Origin of the sequence: Pseudoclavibacter sp. JSM 162008 (assembly GCF_041366455.1) — a bacterium.
Lineage (GTDB): Bacteria > Actinomycetota > Actinomycetes > Actinomycetales > Microbacteriaceae > Pseudoclavibacter.
Genome location: NZ_JBEWYX010000021.1, coordinates 27771 through 49903, shown reverse-complemented (window position 1 = coordinate 49903; position 22133 = coordinate 27771). Strand labels below are relative to the sequence as shown.

Below are 22133 nucleotides of genomic sequence, written 5' to 3'. Positions count from 1 at the left end.
TTACTCCTTGGTGCTCTCGGTCGCGTCGACGGTATCCGTTTCGATGCCAGCGTCCGGTCCTGCCTCGGTGTCGTCGTCCGAGGAGTCCCCGGCCCCCGCCGCGCGCCGCCGTCGGATGGTGCGCACGAGGCCGGCGATGAAGAGGACGGCGAGGCCGATGCTCGCGATGAGGATGGCGATGCTCTCCCACTCGGCTCGCACATCCAGTCGGATCTGCTTCGTCGAGGCGAGTGGCTCGCCCTCGGGCGTCATGACGTTGACGGTGACGTAGGTGGTGCCGTTGGCGATGGCTGTGATCGGGATGCCGACGCGGGACATGGAGTTCGGCTCGATGGACAGGGCCACGGCGTCACCGGTCTCGACCGCGCCTGTGGTTGGCCTGAGTTCGACGAGCACGGTCACCTTGCGGTTCGGGACCGCGTTCGACACGAAGAGCGGCAGCTCGGTGTCACGGCCGACGATGAGCGCCTCGCTCGTGTCGCCGAGTTGCACCGAGGACTCGGTGACCGTCACGTAGTCGCGAAGACTGCTCACCACCGTCTGGGCCCCTGCCGGGTCATTCGCCCACCCGGTGGACAGGGCCCCGGCGCCTGCCGTGCGGACCGGGTCGCTGTAGTCGAGCGGGTCGTCGAAGATCGTCGAGATGACCTGGGCGCGCTCGATGGTCTGCATGACCCCGGTCATCCGGTTGAACGCGGTCTCGCCCACGCTTCCGTCGATGAGCGAGGCCTCGCGGCGATCGGTGTCGTCGTCTCCGGGGAACGTCAGGGGTGTCGTGGCGGCCCAGCTGAGTCCATCCACGAACTGCAGCGTCTGCGCGAGGCGCTCGCCGTCGAACTCGTCGCGCGTGACCGTGCCGACCAATGTCCGAGGCTCGTAGGGCAGCTCGCGCGTGACGACGGCGAGCAGCGTCGCGATGCGGGTCGCCGCCTCGTTCCACTCCTCGTCGGTCGTCGCGTGCACTGCGTCGTCGAACGCGTCGTCGAGGATCTTCTCGGCGACGACCGCGTTCCACCCCGCGACGGTGGCCTGGGCGCTCTCCGTGAAGTCCGCGTCGGCGCTCATCCCCGCGTTGGTGTCGTCCAGGATGATCGACTCGCCACCCCAGCCGCGGAACTTGTCGAGGTCGGTCGACTGGACCGTGCCCGCCTGCGGCCAGACGACTCCGCTCATGGAGTAGGGGAAGCTCACGAGGCTCTCGGCGGTGGGGAGCGGAGGCGCGAGGGGCTCGGGTTCTTCAGTGGGGGATGCGGTGGGCGACTCCGCGTCCGTGGCCTCCGGGGTGGCGGATGCATCGACGCCGTTCGACGTGTCGGCGTCGCCGTCCTCCGAGGGGGTGGTGGTGCCCGTGTCGGTCGTCTCCGTCGCCGTGGGGGTCGGCGTCGGCGTCGCGGTGTCTGCCGGGTCGGCGAAGTTCGCGGGGTCGATGGCGAAGTCGAAGTTCGTGACCTCGAGCGGCTGCTGGGCTCCCCACTGCGACTGGAGCGTGAGGCTCGCGTCAGCGAACGGCAGCTCGAACGTCTGATTCTCCAGCGCGGTCAGGCGGTCCAGCCAGCTGATCGCCGACTCTGGCGCGGCCGAGCCGAGGACGCGGATGGATGCGAGGAGGCGCGGATCGATGGCGACGGTCGCGTTCGGGCTGGCCTCGACGGCGCTCAGGATCTCGTCGAGGCGCCCCCCTGGCGCCGTCTGCTCGAGGAGGGTGTCGACGCCGAGCAGCGGTTCGTCGGCGTCGGCGAGCAGCCCGGAGGTGATGGGGACAACGGTTGAGACGAGGGTCGGTTCCACGGCCGCAGTCCCGTTGAGCACGATCGTCGAACGAGCCTGCGCGAGCTTCGAGTCGCCGCTCACGAGCGTCGCCGCCATGGCTCGCGGACCGAAGTCGTCAGCTGCCTCGAAGGGGAGGCCATCAGCGGGAACCGAGACGCTCACGGTGGTGGTCTCACCTGCGGCGATCGGACCGGAGCCGAGGCTTGCGACGAGGGCAAGACGGTCGAGCTCAGCCTCACTGCTCGACTCGCTCCACGCATCCAGGGCGAACCTCGTGTCGATCGTGGAGGAGCCGACGGACAGCTCGAGCTGGGCCGGTGCGAGGTCCGCGTCGGTCTTGTTGACGACGACCAGCTCGACGACCAGCGGTCCGCCCGGCTGCACGAGCCCGCCGTCAGCGGGCGCGGCATAGATCGATACCTGGTCGTCAGGGGCATCGGCGATCGCCCGCGGCTCGACCGCGGCCGTCCCGACCACCGCATTCCCGACGGTGGCGACGCTCGTCGTGGCCGCTGCGGGCTGGCTCGTGGGTGCTGCTGACGCGCCCCCGGCGACCCCGAGCGCCAGCAACGACGCCAGGAGCGTCGCAGGGACAACCCGGCGTGCACAGGCACGCAGGAACCGTGGCACAGCTGCGCGCGGTGCGTGGTCCATGACCTCCATAGTAAGGACGGACGGGGAAGTGGCGAGCTGAACGCGCCCTCAAGCGCACGGCGAGCACCCGCCTCGGCTCGTAGAATGAGCGGATGCAAAACGTGCAGTCCGCCATGGAACGCCTTCGCGGACTCGCGACCGCGTCGCCCGTCGCCGAGCTCGCCGCCGCCTTCGAGGCGGCCGGATTCGAGCTGGCCCTCGTGGGTGGGCCAGTCCGCGACGCCTTCCTCGGGAGGGAGGTCACCGACCTCGACTTCACGACCGACGCGCGCCCCGACGACATCCTGCGCATCGTCGCGCCCATCGCGGATGCGCACTGGGACATCGGCCGCGAGTTCGGCACGATCGGCGCACGGTTCTCCGGCGAGACGGTCGAGATCACGACCTACCGGGCCGACAGCTACGACGGCACGTCCCGCAAGCCGGTGGTCGCGTTCGGGGACACGATCGAGGGTGACCTGCACCGCCGCGACTTCACTGTCAACGCGCTCGCGCTGCAGCTGCCCGCCCTCACGCTCGTGGACCCCTCCGACGGCACGAAGGACCTCATGGAGGCGACGCTGCGCACGCCCATCGAGGCAGCAGTCTCCTTCGGCGACGACCCGCTGCGCATGCTCAGAGCCGTGCGGTTCACCTCGCAGCTGGGCTTCCAGCTCGACATCGACTCCTTCGACGCGATCGTCGAACTGCGGCGACGCATCCTCGACATCTCCGCCGAGCGGGTCAGAGACGAACTCGTGAAGCTGCTCAAGACCGACACGCCTCGCGCGGGTCTCGAGCTCTTCGTCGAGACGGGACTTGCCGAACTCGTGCTGCCAGAGCTCCCCGCCCTGCAGCTCGAGCGCGACGACGCGCACCGCCACAAGGATGTCTACGAGCACTCGATCACGGTGCTCGAGCAGGCCATCGCACTCGAGCGCGAGCGCAACCCCGGCGCCGACGCCGACATCGTCCTCCGCCTCGCGGCACTGCTGCACGACATCGGAAAGCCCAAGACGCGCCGCTTCGGGGAGAACCGCAAGGTCACCTTCTACAACCACGACGTCGTCGGCGCGAAGCTCGCGCGCAAGCGCCTCACCTCGCTGCGCTTCGACAACGACACGATGAAGTCGGTCTCGCGCCTCGTGGAACTCCACATGCGGGTCTTCAACTACGAGGGCGCCGGATGGACGGACTCGGCCGTGCGTCGCTTCGCACGGGATGCCGGCCCGGAGCTGCAGCGCCTCCTCATCCTCATCCGCGCCGACATCACGACTCGTAACCAGCGGAAGTCAGACCGCCTGCTCTTCGCGATCGACGACCTGGAGCGGCGCATCCTGGAGCTTCAGGAGAAGGAAGAGCTCGACTCGGTGCGGCCCAGCCTGGATGGCGAGCAGATCATGGCGATCCTCGAGATCGCGCCCGGCCCGGTCGTGGGGAAGGCCTACAAGCACATGCTCGAGGTTCGACTCGATGAGGGCCCGCTCGAGCACGACGATGCGAAGCAGCGCCTCCTCGACTGGTGGGAAGCGAACCGCCCGTAGGTGCATCCCGGCCGCTGGGGAAGACGGCGCGTCCGGTCAGCCGAGTGAACGCAGAACGGCCCCCTCCGAAGAGGGGGCCGTTCGCGTGCGGGTGACCGGAACCTACTCGGCGGTCAGGTACTCCGCGAGGCTGTACCCGGAGCAGGAGACGTAGCTCGAGCTCGTCGCTTCCTGGACTACGTTGCCGTTGACCGTGATCGTGCAGGTCAGCTGGTCGTCGGTGTAGTCGACGGTTGACGCCGACAGGTAGGCGGACGAGCTGTCGTACCCGTAGTCGGCCTTGTACTTCATGGTGACGGTCTCCGACCACGGCACCGCGGTGGCGAGGGCCTCGGTGTCAACCTGGACTCGGTCGGCACCCGACAGGTCGTTGTCGTAGCTGTAGCTGACATCGATGGGCGAGGTCGACGTGCTCGTCACCGTCATCTCCACGGTGATCTCGCCTTCAGACGGAACACCGTTCTCGAGCGTCGAGTACTCGTCGTCCATGAGCGTCTCGTAGTCGTCGACGCTGTCGCCGACCGTGTTCGTGACAGTTGCCACGCTCGTCCAGGTCGTGATGATCGGGCCGACGATGAGGCCGAGCCCACCGAGCACGAGACCGATGATCGCGAGCAGCTTCTTCGCGTTGAAGCGCTTGACGACCAGCCCCGCGATGCCCAGGCCGATGGCCGCGAGGGCCAGCGCGATTCCGAAGTATCCGAAGAACGGGATGAACGCGATCGCGATGCTGAGGACACCCGCGATGAGCGCGATCAGGCCGAGGGTGTTCATGCCGCCGCCCTGACCCTGCGGGGCGTAGTTGCCGTACTGCTGCTGTCCGCCACCAGCGCCGCCGGCCGCACCGTACGCGGGAGCGGCACCGTAGGCGCCCGCTGCGTTCTGGTCCTGGGGAGTGGACCCGTACGCGTTCGGTGCGGATGCGCCGTAGGCGTTCTGGTCCTGGGGTGCCGAGCCGTACGCGTTCTGCGCGGGGGCGCCATACGCGTCAGGTGCCGGAGCGGATCCGTAGGAGCTCGGCTCGTTGCCGTAGCTGTTGCCGGAGGTGTAGTCGGGGGTGCTGCCGTACCCGGGAGCCGAGTAGTCGCTGCCAGAAGCGGATGGCGCCGTGTACGAGGTGTCGCCCGTGTACGAGCCTGCGCTCGGCGACGAGTACGAGGAGTCACCCGACGATCCGTAGCTCGGGGTCGAGTAGCCGGAGTTCGACGAGGCGCTCGGCACACTCGATCCGGTGGAGCCCGAGTACCTCGGCACACTCGATCCGGTGGAGCCCGAGTACGAGGACTGCCCGCCCTGGTAGTCGGAGGCCGAACCGGGGGCCTCATACGAACCACCAGGAGCTGAGTAGTTCCTCGGGGCCTGGTAGTTGTCGCCGCTGGAGCCGTAGCTGCTGCCGACGCCGTAGCCGCCCTGCTCGCCGTTGGCGGGCTGGTCGCCGAAGGACGCCTGCGGCGCCTGCGGTGCGGCCGAGTCGCCGTTCTGCGGCGCTGGGTTCTGTGGCACTGGGGCGTTCGGGTCGCGTTCGCCCGCGCCGCCTGTTGGATCGCTCATGATTCCCCTAGGTAGTGGTGCGTTTCAGCGGACCACGGGGGCCGCCGGTTGTGCTGGAACGAGCATATTCGTTCGCGAGAAGGGGAGTTCTTCCAATTGGCTGGCATTTAGGAGGAAGAAACGACTATGCTGGCGAGGTTGTCTGTGCGATCAACTGCCCAGACACGCGCAATAACCCTCCTGCTGCAGATCGTCTGCAGCCGTTCTAGACCGAAGGAGGTGGGTTTATCGTGCATCAGTATGAGTTGATGGTGATCCTCGATCCAGAGATCGACGAGCGCACCGTAGCTCCGAGCCTCGATAAGTTCCTCAACGTCATTCGCAACGACGGTGGAACCATCGAGAAGACCGACATCTGGGGCCGTCGTCGCCTCGCCTACGAGATCAACAAGAAGAGCGAAGGCATCTACGCCGTCGTTGACTTCACGTCGACCTCGGCAACGGCGAACGAGCTCGACCGCCAGCTGAACCTGTCCGAAGCTGTCATGCGCACCAAGGTGCTCCGCGCAGAAGAGGCCATCGCACGCGTCGCCTCCGAGGCGAAGCGCGACGAGGCTCGCAAGGCTGCCAAGGCCGCTGCTATCGCAGCGAAGCCCGCGGCGACCACCGAGGCGTAGTCATGGCCGGCGACACGATCATCACCGTGGTGGGCAACCTCACGGCTGACCCCGAACTGCGTTACACGCAGAACGGGCTCGCAGTCGCGAACTTCACCATCGCATCCACCCCCCGCGTGTTCGACCGTCAGGCGAACGAGTGGAAGGACGGCGAGGCACTCTTCCTTCGGGCGAGCGTCTGGCGTGAATTCGCTGAGCATGTCGCCTCGAGCCTCTCCAAGGGCTCGCGAGTCATCGCGCAGGGTCGCCTGAAGCAGCGGTCCTACGAGACGAAGGAAGGCGAGAAGCGCACTTCCATCGAGCTCGAGATCGAAGAGATCGGACCAAGCCTTCGCTACGCCACAGCTCAGCTCACCCGCACGTCCTCCGGCGGCGCCGGCGGACAGCAGGGTGGCGGCGGCCAGGGCGGCTTCGGTGGAGGCCAGCAGCGCTCCTTCGGCGGCAACAGCGGCGGCGGCAACGCCGGTGGCGGTGGACGTCAGTCCGCCCCTGCGGACGAGCCGTGGGGACAGCCCGCGGGCCAGCCTCGCGACAACGGCGCATCCGGCTGGGCGACGCCCGGCGCATCGAACGATTTTGACGAGCCCCCCTTCTAAAGGGCGCTCGCAAGCACACTCAACGAAAGAAGATCCCAATGGCTGGAAAGTCAAGCGGCGACCGCCGCAAGGGTGTACGCGGGAAGGGCGGCAAGCCCGCTGCTCCCGCGAAGCAGATCCGGGTCGGAGTCATCGACTACAAGGATGTCAACACCCTCCGCAAGTTCATCTCGGAGCGCGGAAAGATTCGCGCACGTCGCATCACCGGCGTCTCCGTCCAGGAGCAGCGCCTCATCGCACGTGCAGTCAAGAACGCACGTGAAATGGCGCTCCTGCCCTACGCCGGCTCTGGCCGCTAAGGAGTAGTCGACATGGCAAAGGTAATTCTTACGCACGAGGTCTCCGGCCTCGGTGCAGCCGGTGACGTCATCGAGGTCAAGAGCGGCTACGCCCGCAACTACCTCGTCCCCAAGGGCTACGCGGTCAGCTGGTCCCGTGGCAGCGAGAAGCAGGTCGAGCAGATCCGTTCCGCTCGCGCCGCACGCGAACTCGCAACCCTCGAAGAGGCGAAGGCGCTCAAGGACAAGCTCGAGTCCGCCCTCGTCAAGCTCCACGTGAAGTCGGGTGCCGAAGGCCGCCTCTTCGGTTCCGTTCGCGGCGCCGACGTCGCGACCGCTGTGGAAGCAGCCGGCCTCGGCAAGATCGACAAGCGCAAGGTCGAGTTCCCCAACCCGATCAAGTACACGGGCAACCACGAGGCGACTGTTCGCCTCCGTGACGACCTCGTTGCGACGGTCAAGCTCCAGGTCATCGCCCAGCGATAACCACGGCAGCAGAAGAACGGCCCCGGACATCTCGATGTCCGGGGCCGTTCTCGTTGCAACCGCGCCCGGTTACACCGTCTGGCGCGTCGACGCCACCGTGGGGCAGACGCAGGGACGAACGCTATAAGGTCAGCGGAGTCCAGCATCCCGCCAGAACCTCTCCTGATTGATTCACGACCATGCCGCAGCAAGTCCACCGATGGGCGACCGAGCGCGAGCCGCGCCGGTTCCCGTTGACGGTGAGCCCGACGATCCTCGGCCTCATCGGGTCGCTGTGCATCCTCGTCGGCTCGTTCGGTGCTGGCTGGATCGGCGACGGGCTCGGCCTGCGTGAGTGGTTCCCCATCGCGTTCCTCCGCAGCTCACCCGACCTGACACGGCTGTGCACGATGCTCCTGATCGTCGGCGGCTTCCTGCTGCTCATCGCCTGGCTGCGCTTCCGATCGAGCGTCTCCGACACCGACGCGTCCCTGCGACGCGTGATCAGGACTTCCATCATCTGGGCACTGCCTCTGCTGATCTGCGTCCCCGTGTTCAGCCGCGACATGTTCTCGTATGTCGCCGTGGGGCGACTCATGGCAGCCGGCATCGACCCGTACCAGCACGGCGTCAACGAGATCGCCGGATGGTACTCGCTGGGGGTCGACCCCTTCTGGTCGAGCACCGAGTCGCCATACGGTCCGCTCTTCATCGCCGTCGCCGCCGTGTTCTCCTGGCTCGGAGCTCAGACGCCCGAGTACGCGCTGTTCCTGAATCGTCTGGCCGCGACCGCTGGCGCCGTGCTCATGGTGGTCGCGTTCCTCAAGATCGCGGCCCTTCGGGGACGCAGCCGCGCGTTCGTTGCGTGGATGATCGCCGCGAACCCGCTCACGCTGCTCTTGTTCATCGCCTCCGGGCACAACGACGGCCTCATGCTCGCCGGTATGGGGTTCGGTCTGCTGTCCGCTCTCAAGGGGCGGCGCGTCCTCGCGGTCATCTTGATCGCACTCGCCGTCGCTATCAAGCCCATCGCGCTCATCGCCCTGCCCATCGTGGCGCTCGTCGGCAGACCGAGCACTCTCCCCCTCTGGGACCGGGTGAAGAGCTGGGCGCTTCACGGTGCCATTGCGATCGGGCTCGTCGGTGCGCTCGGGCTCGTGCTCGGCCTCGGCTTCGGCTGGGTGACCGCGCTCACGGTCCCAGGCGCGATCCAGCACTGGTACTCGCCGCTGACCCTCATGGTGGGCACCGTGCGCGGCCTCGCCGAACTCGTCGGCCTGGATCCATTCGTCTTCGAAGTGGTCCTGAAGGTCATCGCCTTCTCGATCGCCGGCCTCGTCGCCTCCTGGCTGGTCATCACGAAGCGGCCCATCGATCCCGTTCTCCGCCTCGTACTGTGCACCGCGGTCATCGTCGCCGCCTCGACGGCCATTCACCCCTGGTACGTCTTGTGGATACTGCCCTTCGCTGCAGTTGCTGGTCCGTGGCGCAGAGGTCAGGAGCACCTCGCCGTGCTCGCGACGATCTTCTTCACGACCGTGACGCTCGCCGAACCGACCGACTCGTTCTTCGAGGGGCCGTACACGCGCATCGTCGTCGCGTCCATCACGGTGCTGTTCGCGCTCTCCGTGCTCGTCTGGTGGTGGCGTTCGAACAATGTCTCTGGTCGGGCCGTGCTCATCGCCGTGCCATACGGGCAGGTGCTCGTCGACCGGATCGTCGCGCGCCGGGAACGCAGGCTGCAGCAGCGCACAGAGAGCCCCCTCTGACGACACCGTCGGGCCGACAGTCTGTGGAAAACGCCCGGATATCGTCGGTTTGCGTGGGTGCTCCGCCGGGTGTTATGCACAGCGACGCGCTCGGGGCTCAACCTTCAAGGGCTGCTTCACGTCACTTGTGCACAACTGGAGCATCCGTATAAGCCGCTGGTCAGTGACTGTTTTTTGGACATTACCTTCCAAACGGTAGCGGCGTTCTCCACACAGTTTCCACAAGCCGCACGGCGCGTCTCCACAGTTACACACAGAGTTATCCACAGGCGTCCTGTTTTGGGTTCGCTCGTTGGGGGAGGTGAGGACTACTGTGGGGAAATCTCTCTCAGACCTACGAGCGCAGTCAGGAGCATCCGTGTCGATCGCGCACCTCGGTTCCCCTCCACAGGGTGAGCGCGAAACGCACGACGGTGTTCGCACTCCTCCCCACGATCTGCTTGCAGAGCAGTCGGCCCTCGGCGGCATGCTGCTCTCGAAAGACGCCGTCGCCGACGTCGTCGAAGCCGTCCGCGGCATCGACTTCTACGTGCCCAAGCACGAGATCATCTTCGACGCCGTGCACGCGCTCTACGCGGCTGGTGAGCCGACCGACGTCATCACGGTCACCGACCACCTGACGAAGTCGGGCGAGCTCTCGCGTGCCGGGGGCGCCGAGTACCTCCACACCCTGGCCGGCATCGTCCCCACCGCAGCCAACGCCGGCTACTACGCGGCGATCGTCTCCGAGCGAGCCGTGCTTCGTCGCCTCGTCGAGGCCGGAACGCGCATCGTGCAGATGGGCTACCTCGCGGAAGGTGAGGTCGTCGACCTCGTCAACCAGGCGCAGGCGGAGATCTACGGTGTCACGGGCGCCGTGGAAAAGGAGGACTACGTCGTCCTCGCTGAGGCCATCCTCGAGGCGCAGAACGACATCGACGCCGCGCAGAACAAGTCCGGCGGCATGACGGGTGTGCCGACCGGGTTCAGCGACCTCGATCGCATCACGAACGGCTTCCACGGCGGTCAGCTCATCATCGTCGCGGCCCGCCCCGGCCTCGGAAAGTCGACGGTCGCCCTCGACTTCGCGCGCTCAGCATCCATCACCCACGGCAAGCCGTCGATCTTCTTCAGCCTGGAGATGGGCAAGAGCGAGATCGCCATGCGCCTCATCTCCGCTGAGGCGAGCGTGCGCCTGCAGCACATGCGCGCGGGAGGCCTCACGCAGGAAGACCTCACGCAGATCGCGCGCACGCAGGGCGACATCTCCGACGCACCGCTCTACATCGACGACAGCCCCAACATGACGCTCGTCGAAATTCGCGCCAAGTGCCGCAGGCTCAAGCAGAAGGTCGGCCTCAACCTCGTCGTCATCGACTACCTGCAGCTCATGACGAGCGGCAAGCGCGTCGAGAGCCGTCAGCAAGAGGTCTCCGAGTTCTCGCGTGCGCTCAAGCTGCTCGCCAAGGAGCTCGACGTTCCTGTGATCGCGCTGTCCCAGCTGAACCGTGGTCCCGAGCAGCGTGCCGACAAGCGGCCAGCGGCGAGCGACCTCCGTGAGTCCGGATCGCTCGAGCAGGACGCCGACATGATCATCCTGCTGCACCGCGAAGGCGCCTACGACCGCGAAAGCCCGCGAGGCGGCGAGGCCGACTTCATCCTCGCGAAGCACCGCAACGGCCCGACCGACACCATCACCGTCACCTTCCAGGGCCACTTCTCGCGGTTCATGGACATGGCGCCGGGGTACGCGACGGGTCAGTAAGGGGACGCGCCGCGGGTTCATCCCTCCGGCTATCGAGTTCAGCCCCACGACCGAAGCGCCGGGGCCCTGTGCTTCGTACCTTGAATGCAGCACCTACTCGCGGTGACACAGACAAGGGGTACATCATGAACGCAGACGCGACGCAGCCGGCCACCACGAAGCAGCGCCGGGCGATCCTCATCCTCACCATCGCCATGGGCGTGCTGTTGCTCGCGGTCCTCGTCATGCTGGTTGCCGGCGTCATGGCCAGCTCTGCACCCATGATCATCGCCGGCAGCAGCGGTTGCGCCGCGATCGCCACGGCCTGGACGACCGGCGTCCTCGCGATCCGCCAGCGGGCCAGCAAGTAGCCTGAACGCGGTCGCCGAGGCTGCGCGGCATCTGCCAGACTGAGCGCACCGACCCCAACTGGAGGAACCCAATGGTGAGTTCTGAAGAGATCGTCCTGGGCGACCTGCCCGCAGGTATCGTCCGAGCTGACGAGGCCGTGGCCGGCCGTGTGTGGAATGTGCTCGGCCACACCTACATCACGAAGGCCGAGAGCGCCTCGACCTACTCATGGCTCTCGCTCGACCCAGCCGGAACCGGGGTGCCGCCGCACGTGCACCCCACCCAGGACGAGTTCATCTACGTGTTCGAGGGGGTCTACACCCTCTACCTCGACGGCCAATGGACCACGGCCGGCCCGGGCGACCTCGTGCAGATGCCGAAGGGCATTCCGCACGCCTACTACAACAAGCAGGACGCGGCAGCGAAGTCGCTGTTCTGGGTGAGCCCAGGCGGCAAGCTCGCGAACCTCTTCAGCCTGCTTCACAACGTGACCGACCCGGCCGAAGTCGTGCGTCTCTCAGCCCTGAACGGCGTCGACTTCCTGCCAGAAGGTGCCGTGGAAGGCGCGTGAGACGGCGCACGTGACGGATGCGAGCATCCGGGGCATGCCGGGCGACCCGAAAGCAAGGCGCGAGACGTACGGCCCAGATGGAGACCAGCATCTGACGTTCTGGGCACCTTCCGGGTCCGCTCGCGGGCTCACGGTGCTCATCCACGGTGGGTACTGGCGATCGCAGTTCACCGCCGAACTCATGCTGCCGCTGGTGCCGGAGTTCACCCGACGCGGCTGGGCCGTGGCGAATCTCGAGTACCGGCGAGGCGACGATGGGTGGTCGGCGACGCGTGCGGACCTCTTGCGTGGCCTCTCGGTGGCGCGCAGCGAGGCATTCCGGTTGACGCGGGATGCGCGGCTCGTGATCGTCGGGCACTCGGTTGGCGGGCAGCTCGCGCTGCTCGGCGGAGAACCAGGCGACGCGGTTGTAGCGCTCGCGCCGGTCACTGACCTCGCGCGCGGCTACGAAGAAGGCAACGGCGACGGAGCCGTCTCGGACTTCTTCCGCGTGGCGGCTGCCCAAGCCCCGGAGGTCTACGCGTCTGCGTCACCGATCGAGCATCTGCCCCTGCAGGCGCGAGCGATGCTTGTGCACGGCGCCGACGACGCGCGTGTGCCGGTCGAGCACACCCGGGCCTACGTCGCCGCCGCCAGGCAGGCGGGCGCCGACATCGAGCTCATCGAGCCCGCGAGCCTCGAGCACCGCGCCGCGATCGCGCCGGACGCGCCGCACTGGCCAGACGTGCATGCCTGGCTCGACGCATCCGCTCGCCACAGCTGACGCGGTCGACCTCGACGCCAGGAGGGATTGGCGGGGCCTGCCTGAGGCCCCCGCGCGTCTCCGCTGGGACGTATGCTTTCCATCCGGTGCCAGGGGTCTGAACGCAGACCCGCGCCGACGTGGAGGGGGATCCATTGGGGAAGCAGAAACAGGACTGGGTGCGTCTGGTCGCGGACCGACTTCGCACAGAGTCTGGAAGCGCGCTCCTGCTGGTGGGAGTCGCGGTCTTCGCGCTCCTCTGGGCGAACTCTCCCTGGTCGGAGTCATACGTTCACCTCTGGGAGACGCACGCGGCCGTCGGAATCGGCGACTTCCGCATCGACATGAGCCTCCACCACTGGGTGAACGACGGCTTCATGGTCATCTTCTTCTTCCTCATCGGACTCGAGGTGCGGCAGGAGTTCGCCGTCGGCTCCCTGCGCGACCGGCGGCAAGCCCTCGTTCCGATCGTCGCCGGAGTGGCAGGCGTCGTCCTGCCGGCCCTGATCTACCTGGCCATCGCCGGCCGTGAGGCACCTGAGGCATGGGGCGCCGTCATCGGCACCGACACCGCCTTCCTCCTCGGCGCGCTCGCACTGGTCGGCCCGAAGATGTCGAGCCAGCTGCGCGTCTTCCTGCTGACGCTCACCGTCGTCGACGACTTTCTCGCAGTCTCCATCATCGGCATCGTCTACACCGAGTCGGTGCAGTGGATGCCGCTTGCGATCGCCGTCGTCTGCCTCGTCCTCCTCTTCCTCCTCGCTCGAGCGAACGAGTGGCGCAGCACGCCGTACATCGTCATCATCGTCGTGCTGTGGGCGGCGACGCTGCTGTCCGGCGTTCATCCATCGCTCGCGGGCATGGCCGCCGGCCTGCTCATCCCCGCCTCCGACCCTGACCGCGAAGACGTGGTTCGCGCGAAGCGCCTCTTCCGGGACTTCTGGCAGTCGCCCCGCGCCGACGCCGCACGCAACGTGCGGCTCGGTCTCGCCAAGTCGATCTCCGTCAACGAACGCCTCCACGAGGTGCTGCTGAGCCCGGTGGCGCTGTTCATCGTTCCGGTCTTCGCGCTCGCCAATGCGGGTGTCGACCTGCGGGGCGGGATGCTCGGCAACGCGCTCACGTCCCCCGTCACCTGGGGTGTCGTCGCAGGTCTGGTGCTCGGCAAGTTCGGCGGCATCGCGCTCGGCAGCTGGATCGCGGTCCGGGCCGGTCTCGGCTCGCTGCCGCAGGGCGTCGGCATGGGCAGCGTCTTCGGTGGTGCCGCGCTCAGCGGCATCGGCTTCACGATGTCGCTGCTCATCATCTCTCTGGCCCTGGAGGGTGAGGTCGCCGGGCAGGCGATCGTCGGCGTCTTCATCGCCATGGTGCTGTCGTGGGTCATCGGCTGGCTCACGTTCACGTTCGCGCGCGTCAAGATGAACGAGACCACGGCTGACCTGCCGACGACCCTCTCCCGCCCGGTCGACCCGGAGCGCGACCACATGCTGGGCGACCCGGACGCGCAGGTCACGATCGTCGAGTACCTGGACTTCGAATGCCCGTTCTGCGCTCGGGCGACCGGCATGTGGCAGGACCTGGGCGAGCACTTCAGCGACGGCGGGGCGCGCTACGTCGTGCGCCACCTGCCGCTCGAGGACTACCATCCGCACGCCTTCCAGGCCGCGATCGCCTCCGAGGCGGCCGCCAACCAGGGCAAGTTCTGGGAGATGCACAACCTGCTCTTCGCGAACCAGGAGCGACTCGACGCGCAGTACCTGCGCGGCTACGCGGAAGAGATAGCGCTCGACCTCCACCGCTTCGACGCGGACATGCTCGACGAGGCGCTGCCGCAGCGCATCCGCGCCGACATGCAGAGCGCCATCGACAGCGGAGCCCGCGGAACCCCGACGTTCTTCCTCGGCGAGACGCGGCACAGCGGCGCCCACGACGCACGAACCCTCATCGCGACGATCGAGGCGCAACGCAAGGAAGCCGCCATCCGTCGCCGGTCCTGAGCGCGCGTACTCCTGACCCCCGCGCGCCGCATCCATCTGCAAGCACACGAGAGATGCCGCTTCGTTTCGAAACGACGCGGCATCTCTCGTGTGGATGCGCCGCCGGCCGCGTGGGAGGGCCGGCGAGCCTACTCCCCGCCGAACTCGCGGGCGCGGAGGGCGGCGAGGTGGGCGTGGATGAGGGGCAGTGAGGATGCGCCCTCCCCACTGGCCGAGGCGACGCGCTTCATCGACCCGGAGCGCACGTCGCCGGCGACGAAGACGCCAGGCAGGGTGGTCTCGAGGTCAGCGGGAGGCATGCCATCGGTCCAAGCATCCTTGGGGACATCTCGTCCCGTGAGGACGAAGCCCGCCTTGTCGAGCGCGATTCCCTCGGGCAGCCACGTGCAGTCCGGGTGGGCGCCGAGCATGCAGAAGAGCCCGCCGACGTCGAAGCGATGCTCCTCGCCCGAGGTCCGGTCGCGCACGGTCACCCACTCGAGGGCGGCTTCACCCCCGCCATCCGCGATCTCGCTGTTGCTGGCGACGGAGACGTTCGGGGTCGAGTCGAGCTCGCGGATCAGGTACTCGGACATCGACTCGTTCAGCGATGCGCGCCGGATGAGGATGGTGACGTGCTTCGCGAACTTCGCGAGATGCACGGCCGCCTGACCGGCGGAGTTGCCACCGCCGACGACGATGACGTCTTTGCCCTGCATCTCCCTGGCCATCGAGGTGGCCGCCCCGTAGTAGACGCCGGCGCCCGTGTGCACATCGACCGCTTCGATGCCGAGGCGCCGATACGCGACCCCGGTCGCGATGAGGACGGTCCGTGCACGCAGCTCGGTGTCGCCGAGATGCACCCGGTAGCTGGGGACGCCGTCGAGCGTGCAGGGCTCCAGTCCGGTGACGGACCGTCCCGTGTAGAACTTCGCGCCGAAGCGTCCGGCCTGAATGCGGGAGCGCTGCGCCAGGCGCATGCCCGAGATGCCCCGTGGGAAGCCGAGGTAGTTGCGGATCATCGAGCTCGACCCTGCCTGCCCGCCGATCGCATCCCGCTCGAGTACCGCCGTGGTGAGCCCTTCGGAGGCCGCGTAGACGGCGGCGGCGAGGCCTGCGGGGCCTGCTCCGATGACCAGGACATCCGAGACCTCGCCTTCGGGCACCAAGTCGAAGCGGGTCGAGAGCAGCTCGTTGAGACCCCTCGCCGTTGCTGAGGGAAAGAGCCTGCCGTCGTATGCCCGGGCCAGCGGGAGCACGACTGGCGCCGAGGACTCAGCAGTCGCCGCGGCGATGAGTGCGGCGCCCTCGATGCTGTCCGGGGTGAGGATGCGGTTCGGGAAGCCGAGTCGCTCGAGGAGGTCCCGAATGGCGCCCGCCTCGCGGTCATGCGGTTCGGCGACGACATCGATCATGCTGACCGCCGGCCGAGCGACCGACCAGCCCCACTCGGAGAGCAGTTCCGTGACGACCGTGTGGAACTCCTCGTCGCGCGGTCCCATCGGGATGCCGGTGAAGGTGTCGATGTCTCGACGGACGGTTGCTTCCCGCAGAGCGTCGAGGTTCGCGGCATATCCAGCTCCGGGTGTCGCGAGGACGAGTCTGCGCGCTGTCGGGGAGATCGATTGCGTGCGGCGCAGGAACGTCGGGCCCGGGGTCTCGCCGACGGAGACGTCGGCGACGACCATGGCGACAGCGGCACCGGAATCGACGAGTTCCCTCAGGAGCTGCAGGGCCGCCCTCAGCATCTTCTGCCGTGATGATTCTGTAGTCACGGTCGTACCTTGCCCTGAATTCGGCTTCGATCCGCGCGAGTCGCTCATCGGCGGCGATGAGGATGATGGGCTGGTCAGTCATGCAATCAGGGTACTGAGCGATGAGGTTTTCGTGGACGACTGTGGGAATCTGCGTTCACGCGTCGGTGGGGCGTACGCTTTCTGCCATGGCTGACAAGCAGGGCGCGCTCGCCGAGGACACCGCGGTTCCGGACACGAGCGCCGTCCGGTTCACGGCCCGGGTGATCGCCGTCCCCGTTGTGGGCGACGAGGGCGAACGGCTCATCGTCCGGCTTCCGGAGGACGCGAGCCGGATGCTGCCGTCGCGTGGGCAGGTCGCCGTCGCGGGCGTGATCCGCGCCGAGCCCGCCTCAGGCTCCACCGCGGACTCCGGTGCTGCTCCGCGAGCTTTCGAGACGGTCATCGAGCCCGATGGCCTGCGCGGGCACTGGCTCGACGCCGCCGCCGCACTCGGAGCCGGTGCCGCCGACGGCGACACCGTCAGCGTCGAGCTGCGGCCGGGCGGCGAGTGGCCCGAGCCCGAGATCCCGGCGGACTTCGCCGAGGCGCTCGCGGACGCCCCCGATTCTGCGGAGACCTGGCGTGACATCACGCCGATGGCGAGGTGGGAGTGGGTGCGGTGGATCAACTCCACGCGCGTCGTGAAGACCCGAGAGCGTCGCATCGAGGTCGGCCTGTCGAAGCTCGAGGCCGGAAAGCGGCGCCCGTGCTGCTTCGACCTCTCATCGTGCACCGACCCCGAGCTCTCGAAAAGCGGCAAGCTCGCCGTCTGACCGATGCGTTCGGCGAGCGGTCAGTGGCGCCGTCGGCCGAGGGCGACGGCCGCGGCGTGAAGCAGCGGAACGACGGAGACGCTCATGAGCACGATTCCGAGCGGAGCGAGCTGAGGCAGCAGCAGGACGCCCGCGATGAGCAGCGCGGCGAACACGACTGCTGACACCACGCCGCGCAGCATCCGCTCGAGGGAGCGCATGTGTCGGTCGACGCTCGGCGTCTGCACCTTCAGCTGGCCAGCTTCGAGGCGGGTCGTGAGCGCATCCAGTCGCCCTGGCAGCGTCACTGCGGTTGCCAGTGCGGAGACGGCCTGTTTCGCCACCGCCTGGATGGTGTTGCCGCCCTCGTCGCGCGTGAGGGTGCGGGCGAACGGGTCGACCGCCTCCCACATGTTGAAGTTCTTGTCGAGCGCCGAGGTCACGCCCGAGACCAGGGAGATCGCGCGAATGATGAGCAGGAAGTTCTCTGGCAGCTGGAACGGCATCTCGCGGATGGTGTCCCTGAAGCGGTCGGCGAAGTCGCCGAGCTCTGCGGGGTCGACGCGCTGCAGCTCGGCCACGCCCATGCCGCCGAAGCGACCGAACAGTTCCGTCATGGCCCGTTCGAGCTCCATCGTGTCGCCGGCTGGCAGCAGCACGCCGACGCTGCGCATGGACCTGACGAGGCCAGGCCCGTCGCGGGACACGATCGCGAAGATGAGCTCCCGCAGGCTGGCTCGCAGGGTGTCGGAGATGACGCCCATCATGCCGAAGTCGATGTAGGTCAGCTCCCATGTGACGGGTGCGGGACGCTCATCGGTGGCCTCGCCCTCCACGTCCGATGGAGCTGGGATGCGCGGCGTCGCCAGCGGCGTCACGAAGATGTTGCCCGGGTGCGGGTCGGCGTGGAAGAAGCCGGCGACGAAGAGCTGCTGGAACGTGGCCCTCGCGAGCTCGTTGGCGACCTCGACGGGGTCGATGCCCGCGGCGCGGAGGGCATCCACATCAGTGATCTTGATCGCGGTGACATCCGACAGGGTGAGGATGCGGGACGCCGTGCGCTCCCACACGACCTGCGCGGCGCCCACGCGGGGGTCGGTCTCGAAGTCGGCGGCGAAGCGCTCAGCGCTGGAGCCCTCGTGGATGTAGTCGATCTCCTCGAGGCTGGTCGCCGCGAACTCCTCCACGAGGGCGGGTGCGTCGGCGCGCTTCGACACCAGCTCGACTCGCTTGAGGAGCTGGCCGACACGGCGCAGCGCGCGCAGGTCGGTCTCGACGAGGTCCTCGATGCCCGGCCGCTGCACCTTCACGACGACGCTGGTGTAACCCGTCTCCTCCGCGAGGGCGGGCGTGAGCGTCGCGCGGTGGGCCTGCCCGAACGAGGCTGCCGCGATGGGGGCTTCGTCGAAGCGCGCGTACGCCTGGCTGAGCGACATGCCCAGTTCAGCTTCGGCCTGCGCCCGGATGGCGGGGAAGGCGACGGCCGGAACCTCATCCTGCAGGCCCTCGAGTTCGGCTGTGATCTCGGGAGGCAGCACGTCGAGGCGCGACGACATGAACTGCCCCACCTTGATCATGAGCCCGCCGAGGTCGACCGCGAGTGCATGGAAGCGGCGGGCGAGCCGCTGCATACGCGCGGTACGTCCTCGCTCCGAGAGCTTGCCGAGGCGGATGCGCGGCAGGAAGATCTCGAACCACCAGATCTGCAGCATCGCGCGCTGCGCGAAGCGGACGATCCTGCGGTACCTGGCGCGGCCCTCGGCCGAGAGCTTCGTGTCGCCGTCCCGGGCGGCCCGGGCTCGAGTGACTGCTTGCGCCTGTGCGGCGGCGGCGGTCAGCCTGCTCGCCGCCGCCGCTCGCTCTTCGGTCAGGCCGGGGCCATCTGTCACGTTCAGTCCTCGGCGAGGATCGAGTACAGCTTGCGCCGTGTCTCGTCGAGGAGGGCCGCGGCGCGCTCGGCCTGGTCCGGGGTTGCGCTGCTCTGCACCTGAACGACGGCTTGCGCGAGTCGGGCGCCGGCCTTCGGGAGGGTCGCGGCGCGCTCGGCGCGGCGTGCGGCGGGGGACTCCCACGGCAGGTCGCCAGTCGAAGCGTCGACGGCGACGGCGCGGCCTTCTTCGGTGAGCGCGTAGACCTTGCGCTCGCCGGTGACCTCCGGCACGACGAGGCCCTCGTCGGAGAGGAGCTGCAGCGTCGGATAGACGGAGCCGGGGCTCGGCTTCCACGCGCCGCTGGTGCGCTCCTCGATGGCCTGGATGAGCTGGTAGCCGTGCTGGGGGCCTTCGAGCAGCGCGACGAGCAGTGCGGTGCGGACGTCCCCGCGGCCAGCGCGGGACGTGGTGGGACGGGATGCGAAGCTCTCGCGGATCTCGTCGACGGCTTCGCGGAGGCCGAAGCCGAGTCCGCCTGGGGTGTGCTGAGCGACCATGAGCATTCCTTTCGAAGGGGTGCCGATACCTGACGACACCCGACGATACATCGGTGAATGTCGGTGAAGCTGTGCATTCCGGGGTTCCTGAATGCGGGTTGAACTGAAGGAACCAAGTGTTGCTAGGTACTGGTACTCAGTGTTACTTTGTACTGGTAGTCATCATTACTGAGTAGAGAGGGTGATCGTGGGCAAGCAAGCAACCGAAATGCTCAAGGGCACGCTCGAGGGCATCGTGCTCGCGATTCTCGCCACGCGTTCCGCCTACGGGTACGAGATCACGACCTGGCTTCGCGAACAGGGCTTCGCGGACATCGCCGAGGGCACGGTGTACGCGCTCCTTGTGCGCATCGAGCAGAAGGGGCTGGTCGACGTCGAGAAGGTCCCCTCGGAGAAGGGTCCGCCGCGGAAGGTCTACACGATCAACGCAGAAGGCACCGAGTACCTCGCGGAGTTCTGGCGCACCTGGGGGTTCCTCGCGGAGCGCCTCGAGCAGCTCCGCACCACCACCGCAGAACCAACTGCAACCAGCACAGATGAAGGAAGAGGCAACTGACATGGCCGCCAAGTGGATCGAAGCGCTCACGGGCTCACTCGAGGAGAAGAAGCTGTACAAGGAGGCACAGGCGCGATTGGATGCGCTGCCGGCTCCCTACGCGAAGGTGGCGCAGGCCATCCAGCGCTACCTCATGTACTACGGCGGCGTCACCGATGGGGAGTCGATGGTGCGCATGAATGCGGACCTCGCCGACCTGTGGGAGCGCGCGGCCGCCGACGGCACTCCCGTCCACGACATCGTGGGCTCCGACCCGGTCGACTTCGCCGAGACCTTCGGCCAGTCGTACTCCGGCAAGCAGTGGATCGACAAGGAACGTGCGCGACTGGTGAAGGCCGTCGAGGAAGCGGAGCGAGGGCAGTAGCCATGAGCGCTCCTCCGGCCATCGTCGTCGATGGCATCACGAAGTCGTACGGCGACCTCGCCGTACTGACCGGCGTCGACTTCGCCGTCGAGCGCGGCAGCATCTTCGCGCTCCTCGGCTCGAACGGGGCCGGCAAGACCACACTGGTGCGCATCCTCTCGACGCTCCTCCGCGCCGACGACGGGTCGGCAGCCGTCACCGGCTTCGACGTGGCGTCGCAGGCGTCCGAGGTTCGTGGATCCATCAGCCTCACCGGCCAGTTCGCGGCGGTGGATGAGGTGCTCACGGGTCGCGAGAACCTCGCCCTCGTCGCGCGTTTGCGGCACGTTCCGCGGCCCAACGAGGTCGCGGACGCCTTGCTCGAGCGCTTCTCGTTGGCCGACGCGGGCAGGCGTCGCGCCGCGACATACTCCGGCGGCATGCGGCGTCGGCTCGACATCGCGATGAGTCTCATCGGCAACCCACCCGTCGTGTTCCTCGACGAACCCACGACGGGACTCGACTCGCAGGCCAGGCTCGAGGTGTGGGGCGCGGTGCGCGAGCTCGCCGCCACCGGCACGACTGTGCTGCTCACGACGCAGTACCTCGACGAGGCGGAGCAGCTCGCCGATCGGATCGCGATCCTGAACGAGGGACGCATCATCGCGAACGGCACGCTCGCCGAGCTCAAGCGGCTGCTGCCGCCTGCCAACGTCGAATACGTGGAGAAGCAGCCGACGCTCGAGGAGTTCTTCCTGGCTGTCGTCGGGGATTCCGGCGGAGAAATGGGGCTGGCCTCATGACCGCGCACTTCGTCGGCGACACCGCCGTCCTGACGGGTCGCTCGCTGCGCCACGTGCTCCGCAGCCCAGACACGATCGTGACGACAGCCGTCATGCCGATCGCGTTCATGCTCATGTTCGTCTACGTGTTCGGCGGGGCGATCGACATCGGCGCGGGCGCCTACGTCGACTACCTGCTGCCAGGGATCCTGCTCATCACCGTCGCATCCGGCGTCGCCTACACGGCGTACCGGTTGTTCCTCGACCTGAAGGGCGGTATCTTCGAGCGGTTCCAGTCGATGCCGATCGCCAGATCGTCGGCCCTGTGGGCGCACGTGATCACCTCCCTGGTCGCGAACCTCGTCTCGGTGGCCGTCGTCGTCGGCGCTGCCCTGATCATGGGCTTCCGGTCGGGTGCCGGACTGCTCGAGTGGCTCGCGGTCGCGGGCATCCTCGTGCTCTTCACGCTCGCCCTCACCTGGATGGCGGTGCTCGCGGGTCTCTCCGCGAAGACCGTCGAGGGCGCGAGCGCCTTCTCCTACCCGCTCATCTTCCTGCCGTTCGTGAGCTCCGCGTTCGTGCCGACCGAGACGATGCCGGGCCCAGTGCGGTGGTTCGCGGAGAACCAGCCCGTGACGTCCATCGTCAACAGCATCCGGCAGCTCCTCGAGGGGCAGCCGGTGAGCGGGGACATCTGGGTCGCGCTGGGCTGGTGCGTCGGGATCCTCCTCGCAGCCTTCGTGGTTGCGAACGTGGTCTACCAGCGCAGGATCAGCTGACTGAAGTCGACCTTCTCGAGTGCTGGCAGTGCTCGCACTCGAGGGGGTCACATGGCTACATCCACGATTCGCAACCTGCCCGAAGAGACGAGGCGTGCTGTCAAAGCGCGA

The 22133-nt window shown here is 67.7% G+C and carries 21 protein-coding genes; 16 read left to right on the top strand and 5 right to left on the bottom strand.

The genetic code is table 11. The features are described from left to right. Positions 1–2424 (bottom strand): DUF6049 family protein, encoded by a 2424-nt coding sequence (locus tag ABVF28_RS15245; RefSeq protein ID WP_371031140.1) that lies wholly within the window; start codon positions 2422–2424, stop codon positions 1–3. Between the two features lie 92 nt (positions 2425–2516). On the opposite strand from ABVF28_RS15245, the gene ABVF28_RS15240 reads away from it, so the two are divergent. Further along, a complete protein-coding gene (locus tag ABVF28_RS15240; protein WP_371031139.1) occupies positions 2517–3947 on the top strand; it encodes a CCA tRNA nucleotidyltransferase in 1431 nt (476 codons plus the stop codon). Positions 3948–4049: 102 nt separating this feature from the next. Here the strand turns inward: ABVF28_RS15240 and ABVF28_RS15235 are convergent, their stop codons facing one another. Then, positions 4050–5498, bottom strand: a complete 1449-nt coding sequence (locus tag ABVF28_RS15235) for a hypothetical protein (RefSeq protein WP_371031138.1) — start codon at positions 5496–5498, stop codon at positions 4050–4052. A 227-nt stretch (positions 5499–5725) separates the two neighbouring features. Between ABVF28_RS15235 and rpsF the strand changes: the two genes are divergently transcribed. The 10 genes from rpsF (at position 5726) to nhaA (ending at position 14607) form a co-directional block, all read left to right on the top strand. Continuing rightward, positions 5726–6115 carry a 30S ribosomal protein S6 gene (rpsF, locus tag ABVF28_RS15230; protein ID WP_104244003.1) on the top strand — a complete coding sequence of 130 codons (390 nt, stop codon included), beginning with the start codon at positions 5726–5728 and terminating at the stop codon, positions 6113–6115. Between the two features lie 2 nt (positions 6116–6117). After that, positions 6118–6711 (top strand): single-stranded DNA-binding protein, encoded by a 594-nt coding sequence (locus tag ABVF28_RS15225; protein ID WP_104254414.1) that lies wholly within the window; start codon positions 6118–6120, stop codon positions 6709–6711. A 38-nt stretch (positions 6712–6749) separates the two neighbouring features. Next, the gene (gene rpsR / locus ABVF28_RS15220; protein ID WP_068482210.1) at positions 6750–7010 is read left to right on the top strand and encodes a 30S ribosomal protein S18; all 261 of its coding nucleotides are present in this window, start codon (positions 6750–6752) and stop codon (positions 7008–7010) included. Positions 7011–7022: 12 nt separating this feature from the next. Next, entirely contained in the window at positions 7023–7475 is a 453-nt protein-coding gene (gene rplI / locus ABVF28_RS15215) for a 50S ribosomal protein L9 (RefSeq protein ID WP_104254413.1), read from the top strand. A 179-nt stretch (positions 7476–7654) separates the two neighbouring features. After that, entirely contained in the window at positions 7655–9223 is a 1569-nt protein-coding gene (gene mptB / locus ABVF28_RS15210; protein WP_104310775.1) for a polyprenol phosphomannose-dependent alpha 1,6 mannosyltransferase MptB, read from the top strand. Between the two features lie 358 nt (positions 9224–9581). Continuing rightward, entirely contained in the window at positions 9582–10967 is a 1386-nt protein-coding gene (dnaB, locus tag ABVF28_RS15205) for a replicative DNA helicase (protein ID WP_104254411.1), read from the top strand. Positions 10968–11092: 125 nt separating this feature from the next. Next, positions 11093–11317 carry a hypothetical protein gene (locus ABVF28_RS15200; RefSeq protein ID WP_371031137.1) on the top strand — a complete coding sequence of 75 codons (225 nt, stop codon included), beginning with the start codon at positions 11093–11095 and terminating at the stop codon, positions 11315–11317. Between the two features lie 71 nt (positions 11318–11388). Next, on the top strand, positions 11389–11868 hold the full coding sequence (locus ABVF28_RS15195) for a cupin domain-containing protein (RefSeq protein ID WP_371031136.1): 480 nt from the start codon (positions 11389–11391) through the stop codon (positions 11866–11868). 10 nt (positions 11869–11878) lie between these two features. Beyond that, positions 11879–12631: an alpha/beta hydrolase family protein gene (locus tag ABVF28_RS15190; RefSeq protein ID WP_371031135.1), complete on the top strand. Its 753-nt coding sequence runs from the start codon at positions 11879–11881 to the stop codon at positions 12629–12631. A 134-nt stretch (positions 12632–12765) separates the two neighbouring features. After that, entirely contained in the window at positions 12766–14607 is a 1842-nt protein-coding gene (gene nhaA, locus ABVF28_RS15185; protein WP_371031134.1) for a Na+/H+ antiporter NhaA, read from the top strand. A 128-nt stretch (positions 14608–14735) separates the two neighbouring features. Here the strand turns inward: nhaA and ABVF28_RS15180 are convergent, their stop codons facing one another. After that, a complete protein-coding gene (locus tag ABVF28_RS15180) occupies positions 14736–16361 on the bottom strand; it encodes an FAD-dependent oxidoreductase (RefSeq protein WP_371031133.1) in 1626 nt (541 codons plus the stop codon). A gap of 167 nt (positions 16362–16528) precedes the next feature. Here ABVF28_RS15180 and ABVF28_RS15175 point away from each other — a divergent pair, with 167 nt between their 5' ends. Continuing rightward, a complete protein-coding gene (locus ABVF28_RS15175) occupies positions 16529–17155 on the top strand; it encodes a YdeI/OmpD-associated family protein (RefSeq protein ID WP_371031132.1) in 627 nt (208 codons plus the stop codon). Positions 17156–17175: 20 nt separating this feature from the next. Here the strand turns inward: ABVF28_RS15175 and ABVF28_RS15170 are convergent, their stop codons facing one another. Further along, positions 17176–18846 (bottom strand): ABC1 kinase family protein, encoded by a 1671-nt coding sequence (locus ABVF28_RS15170; RefSeq protein WP_371031145.1) that lies wholly within the window; start codon positions 18844–18846, stop codon positions 17176–17178. 179 nt (positions 18847–19025) lie between these two features. Continuing rightward, positions 19026–19562, bottom strand: a complete 537-nt coding sequence (locus ABVF28_RS15165) for a PadR family transcriptional regulator (protein ID WP_249312289.1) — start codon at positions 19560–19562, stop codon at positions 19026–19028. Positions 19563–19749: 187 nt separating this feature from the next. On the opposite strand from ABVF28_RS15165, the gene ABVF28_RS15160 reads away from it, so the two are divergent. From ABVF28_RS15160 to ABVF28_RS15145, 4 genes are read left to right on the top strand one after another with little or no spacing between them, the layout of a single operon-like run. Continuing rightward, a complete protein-coding gene (locus ABVF28_RS15160; RefSeq protein WP_104254615.1) occupies positions 19750–20118 on the top strand; it encodes a PadR family transcriptional regulator in 369 nt (122 codons plus the stop codon). 1 nt (position 20119) lies between these two features. Then, positions 20120–20482 (top strand): DUF1048 domain-containing protein, encoded by a 363-nt coding sequence (locus ABVF28_RS15155; protein ID WP_179555498.1) that lies wholly within the window; start codon positions 20120–20122, stop codon positions 20480–20482. Between the two features lie 2 nt (positions 20483–20484). Further along, positions 20485–21264, top strand: coding sequence for an ABC transporter ATP-binding protein (locus tag ABVF28_RS15150; protein ID WP_371031131.1), 780 nt, complete (start codon positions 20485–20487; stop codon positions 21262–21264). After that, positions 21261–22022, top strand: coding sequence for an ABC transporter permease (locus tag ABVF28_RS15145; RefSeq protein ID WP_371031130.1), 762 nt, complete (start codon positions 21261–21263; stop codon positions 22020–22022). Before ABVF28_RS15150 ends, ABVF28_RS15145 begins: the two co-directional genes overlap by 4 nt. The last annotated feature ends 111 nt before the right edge of the window (positions 22023–22133 follow it).

What these genes read in the sequence shown, in the direction of transcription:
- ABVF28_RS15150 (WP_371031131.1), top strand. Translation starts at nt 20,485, where the DNA reads ATGAGCGCTCCTCCGGCCATCGTCGTCGATGGCATCACGAAGTCGTAC.
- rpsR (WP_068482210.1), top strand. Translation starts at nt 6,750, where the DNA reads ATGGCTGGAAAGTCAAGCGGCGACCGCCGCAAGGGTGTACGCGGGAAG.
- ABVF28_RS15200 (WP_371031137.1), top strand. Translation starts at nt 11,093, where the DNA reads ATGAACGCAGACGCGACGCAGCCGGCCACCACGAAGCAGCGCCGGGCG.
- ABVF28_RS15195 (WP_371031136.1), top strand. Translation starts at nt 11,389, where the DNA reads ATGGTGAGTTCTGAAGAGATCGTCCTGGGCGACCTGCCCGCAGGTATC.
- mptB (WP_104310775.1), top strand. Translation starts at nt 7,655, where the DNA reads ATGCCGCAGCAAGTCCACCGATGGGCGACCGAGCGCGAGCCGCGCCGG.
- ABVF28_RS15225 (WP_104254414.1), top strand. Translation starts at nt 6,118, where the DNA reads ATGGCCGGCGACACGATCATCACCGTGGTGGGCAACCTCACGGCTGAC.
- ABVF28_RS15155 (WP_179555498.1), top strand. Translation starts at nt 20,120, where the DNA reads ATGGCCGCCAAGTGGATCGAAGCGCTCACGGGCTCACTCGAGGAGAAG.
- ABVF28_RS15145 (WP_371031130.1), top strand. Translation starts at nt 21,261, where the DNA reads ATGACCGCGCACTTCGTCGGCGACACCGCCGTCCTGACGGGTCGCTCG.
- ABVF28_RS15175 (WP_371031132.1), top strand. Translation starts at nt 16,529, where the DNA reads ATGGCTGACAAGCAGGGCGCGCTCGCCGAGGACACCGCGGTTCCGGAC.
- ABVF28_RS15170 (WP_371031145.1), bottom strand. Translation starts at nt 18,846, where the DNA reads ATGCTGCAGATCTGGTGGTTCGAGATCTTCCTGCCGCGCATCCGCCTC.
- ABVF28_RS15240 (WP_371031139.1), top strand. Translation starts at nt 2,517, where the DNA reads ATGCAAAACGTGCAGTCCGCCATGGAACGCCTTCGCGGACTCGCGACC.
- ABVF28_RS15165 (WP_249312289.1), bottom strand. Translation starts at nt 19,562, where the DNA reads ATGGTCGCTCAGCACACCCCAGGCGGACTCGGCTTCGGCCTCCGCGAA.
- rplI (WP_104254413.1), top strand. Translation starts at nt 7,023, where the DNA reads ATGGCAAAGGTAATTCTTACGCACGAGGTCTCCGGCCTCGGTGCAGCC.
- ABVF28_RS15235 (WP_371031138.1), bottom strand. Translation starts at nt 5,498, where the DNA reads ATGAGCGATCCAACAGGCGGCGCGGGCGAACGCGACCCGAACGCCCCA.
- ABVF28_RS15245 (WP_371031140.1), bottom strand. Translation starts at nt 2,424, where the DNA reads ATGGACCACGCACCGCGCGCAGCTGTGCCACGGTTCCTGCGTGCCTGT.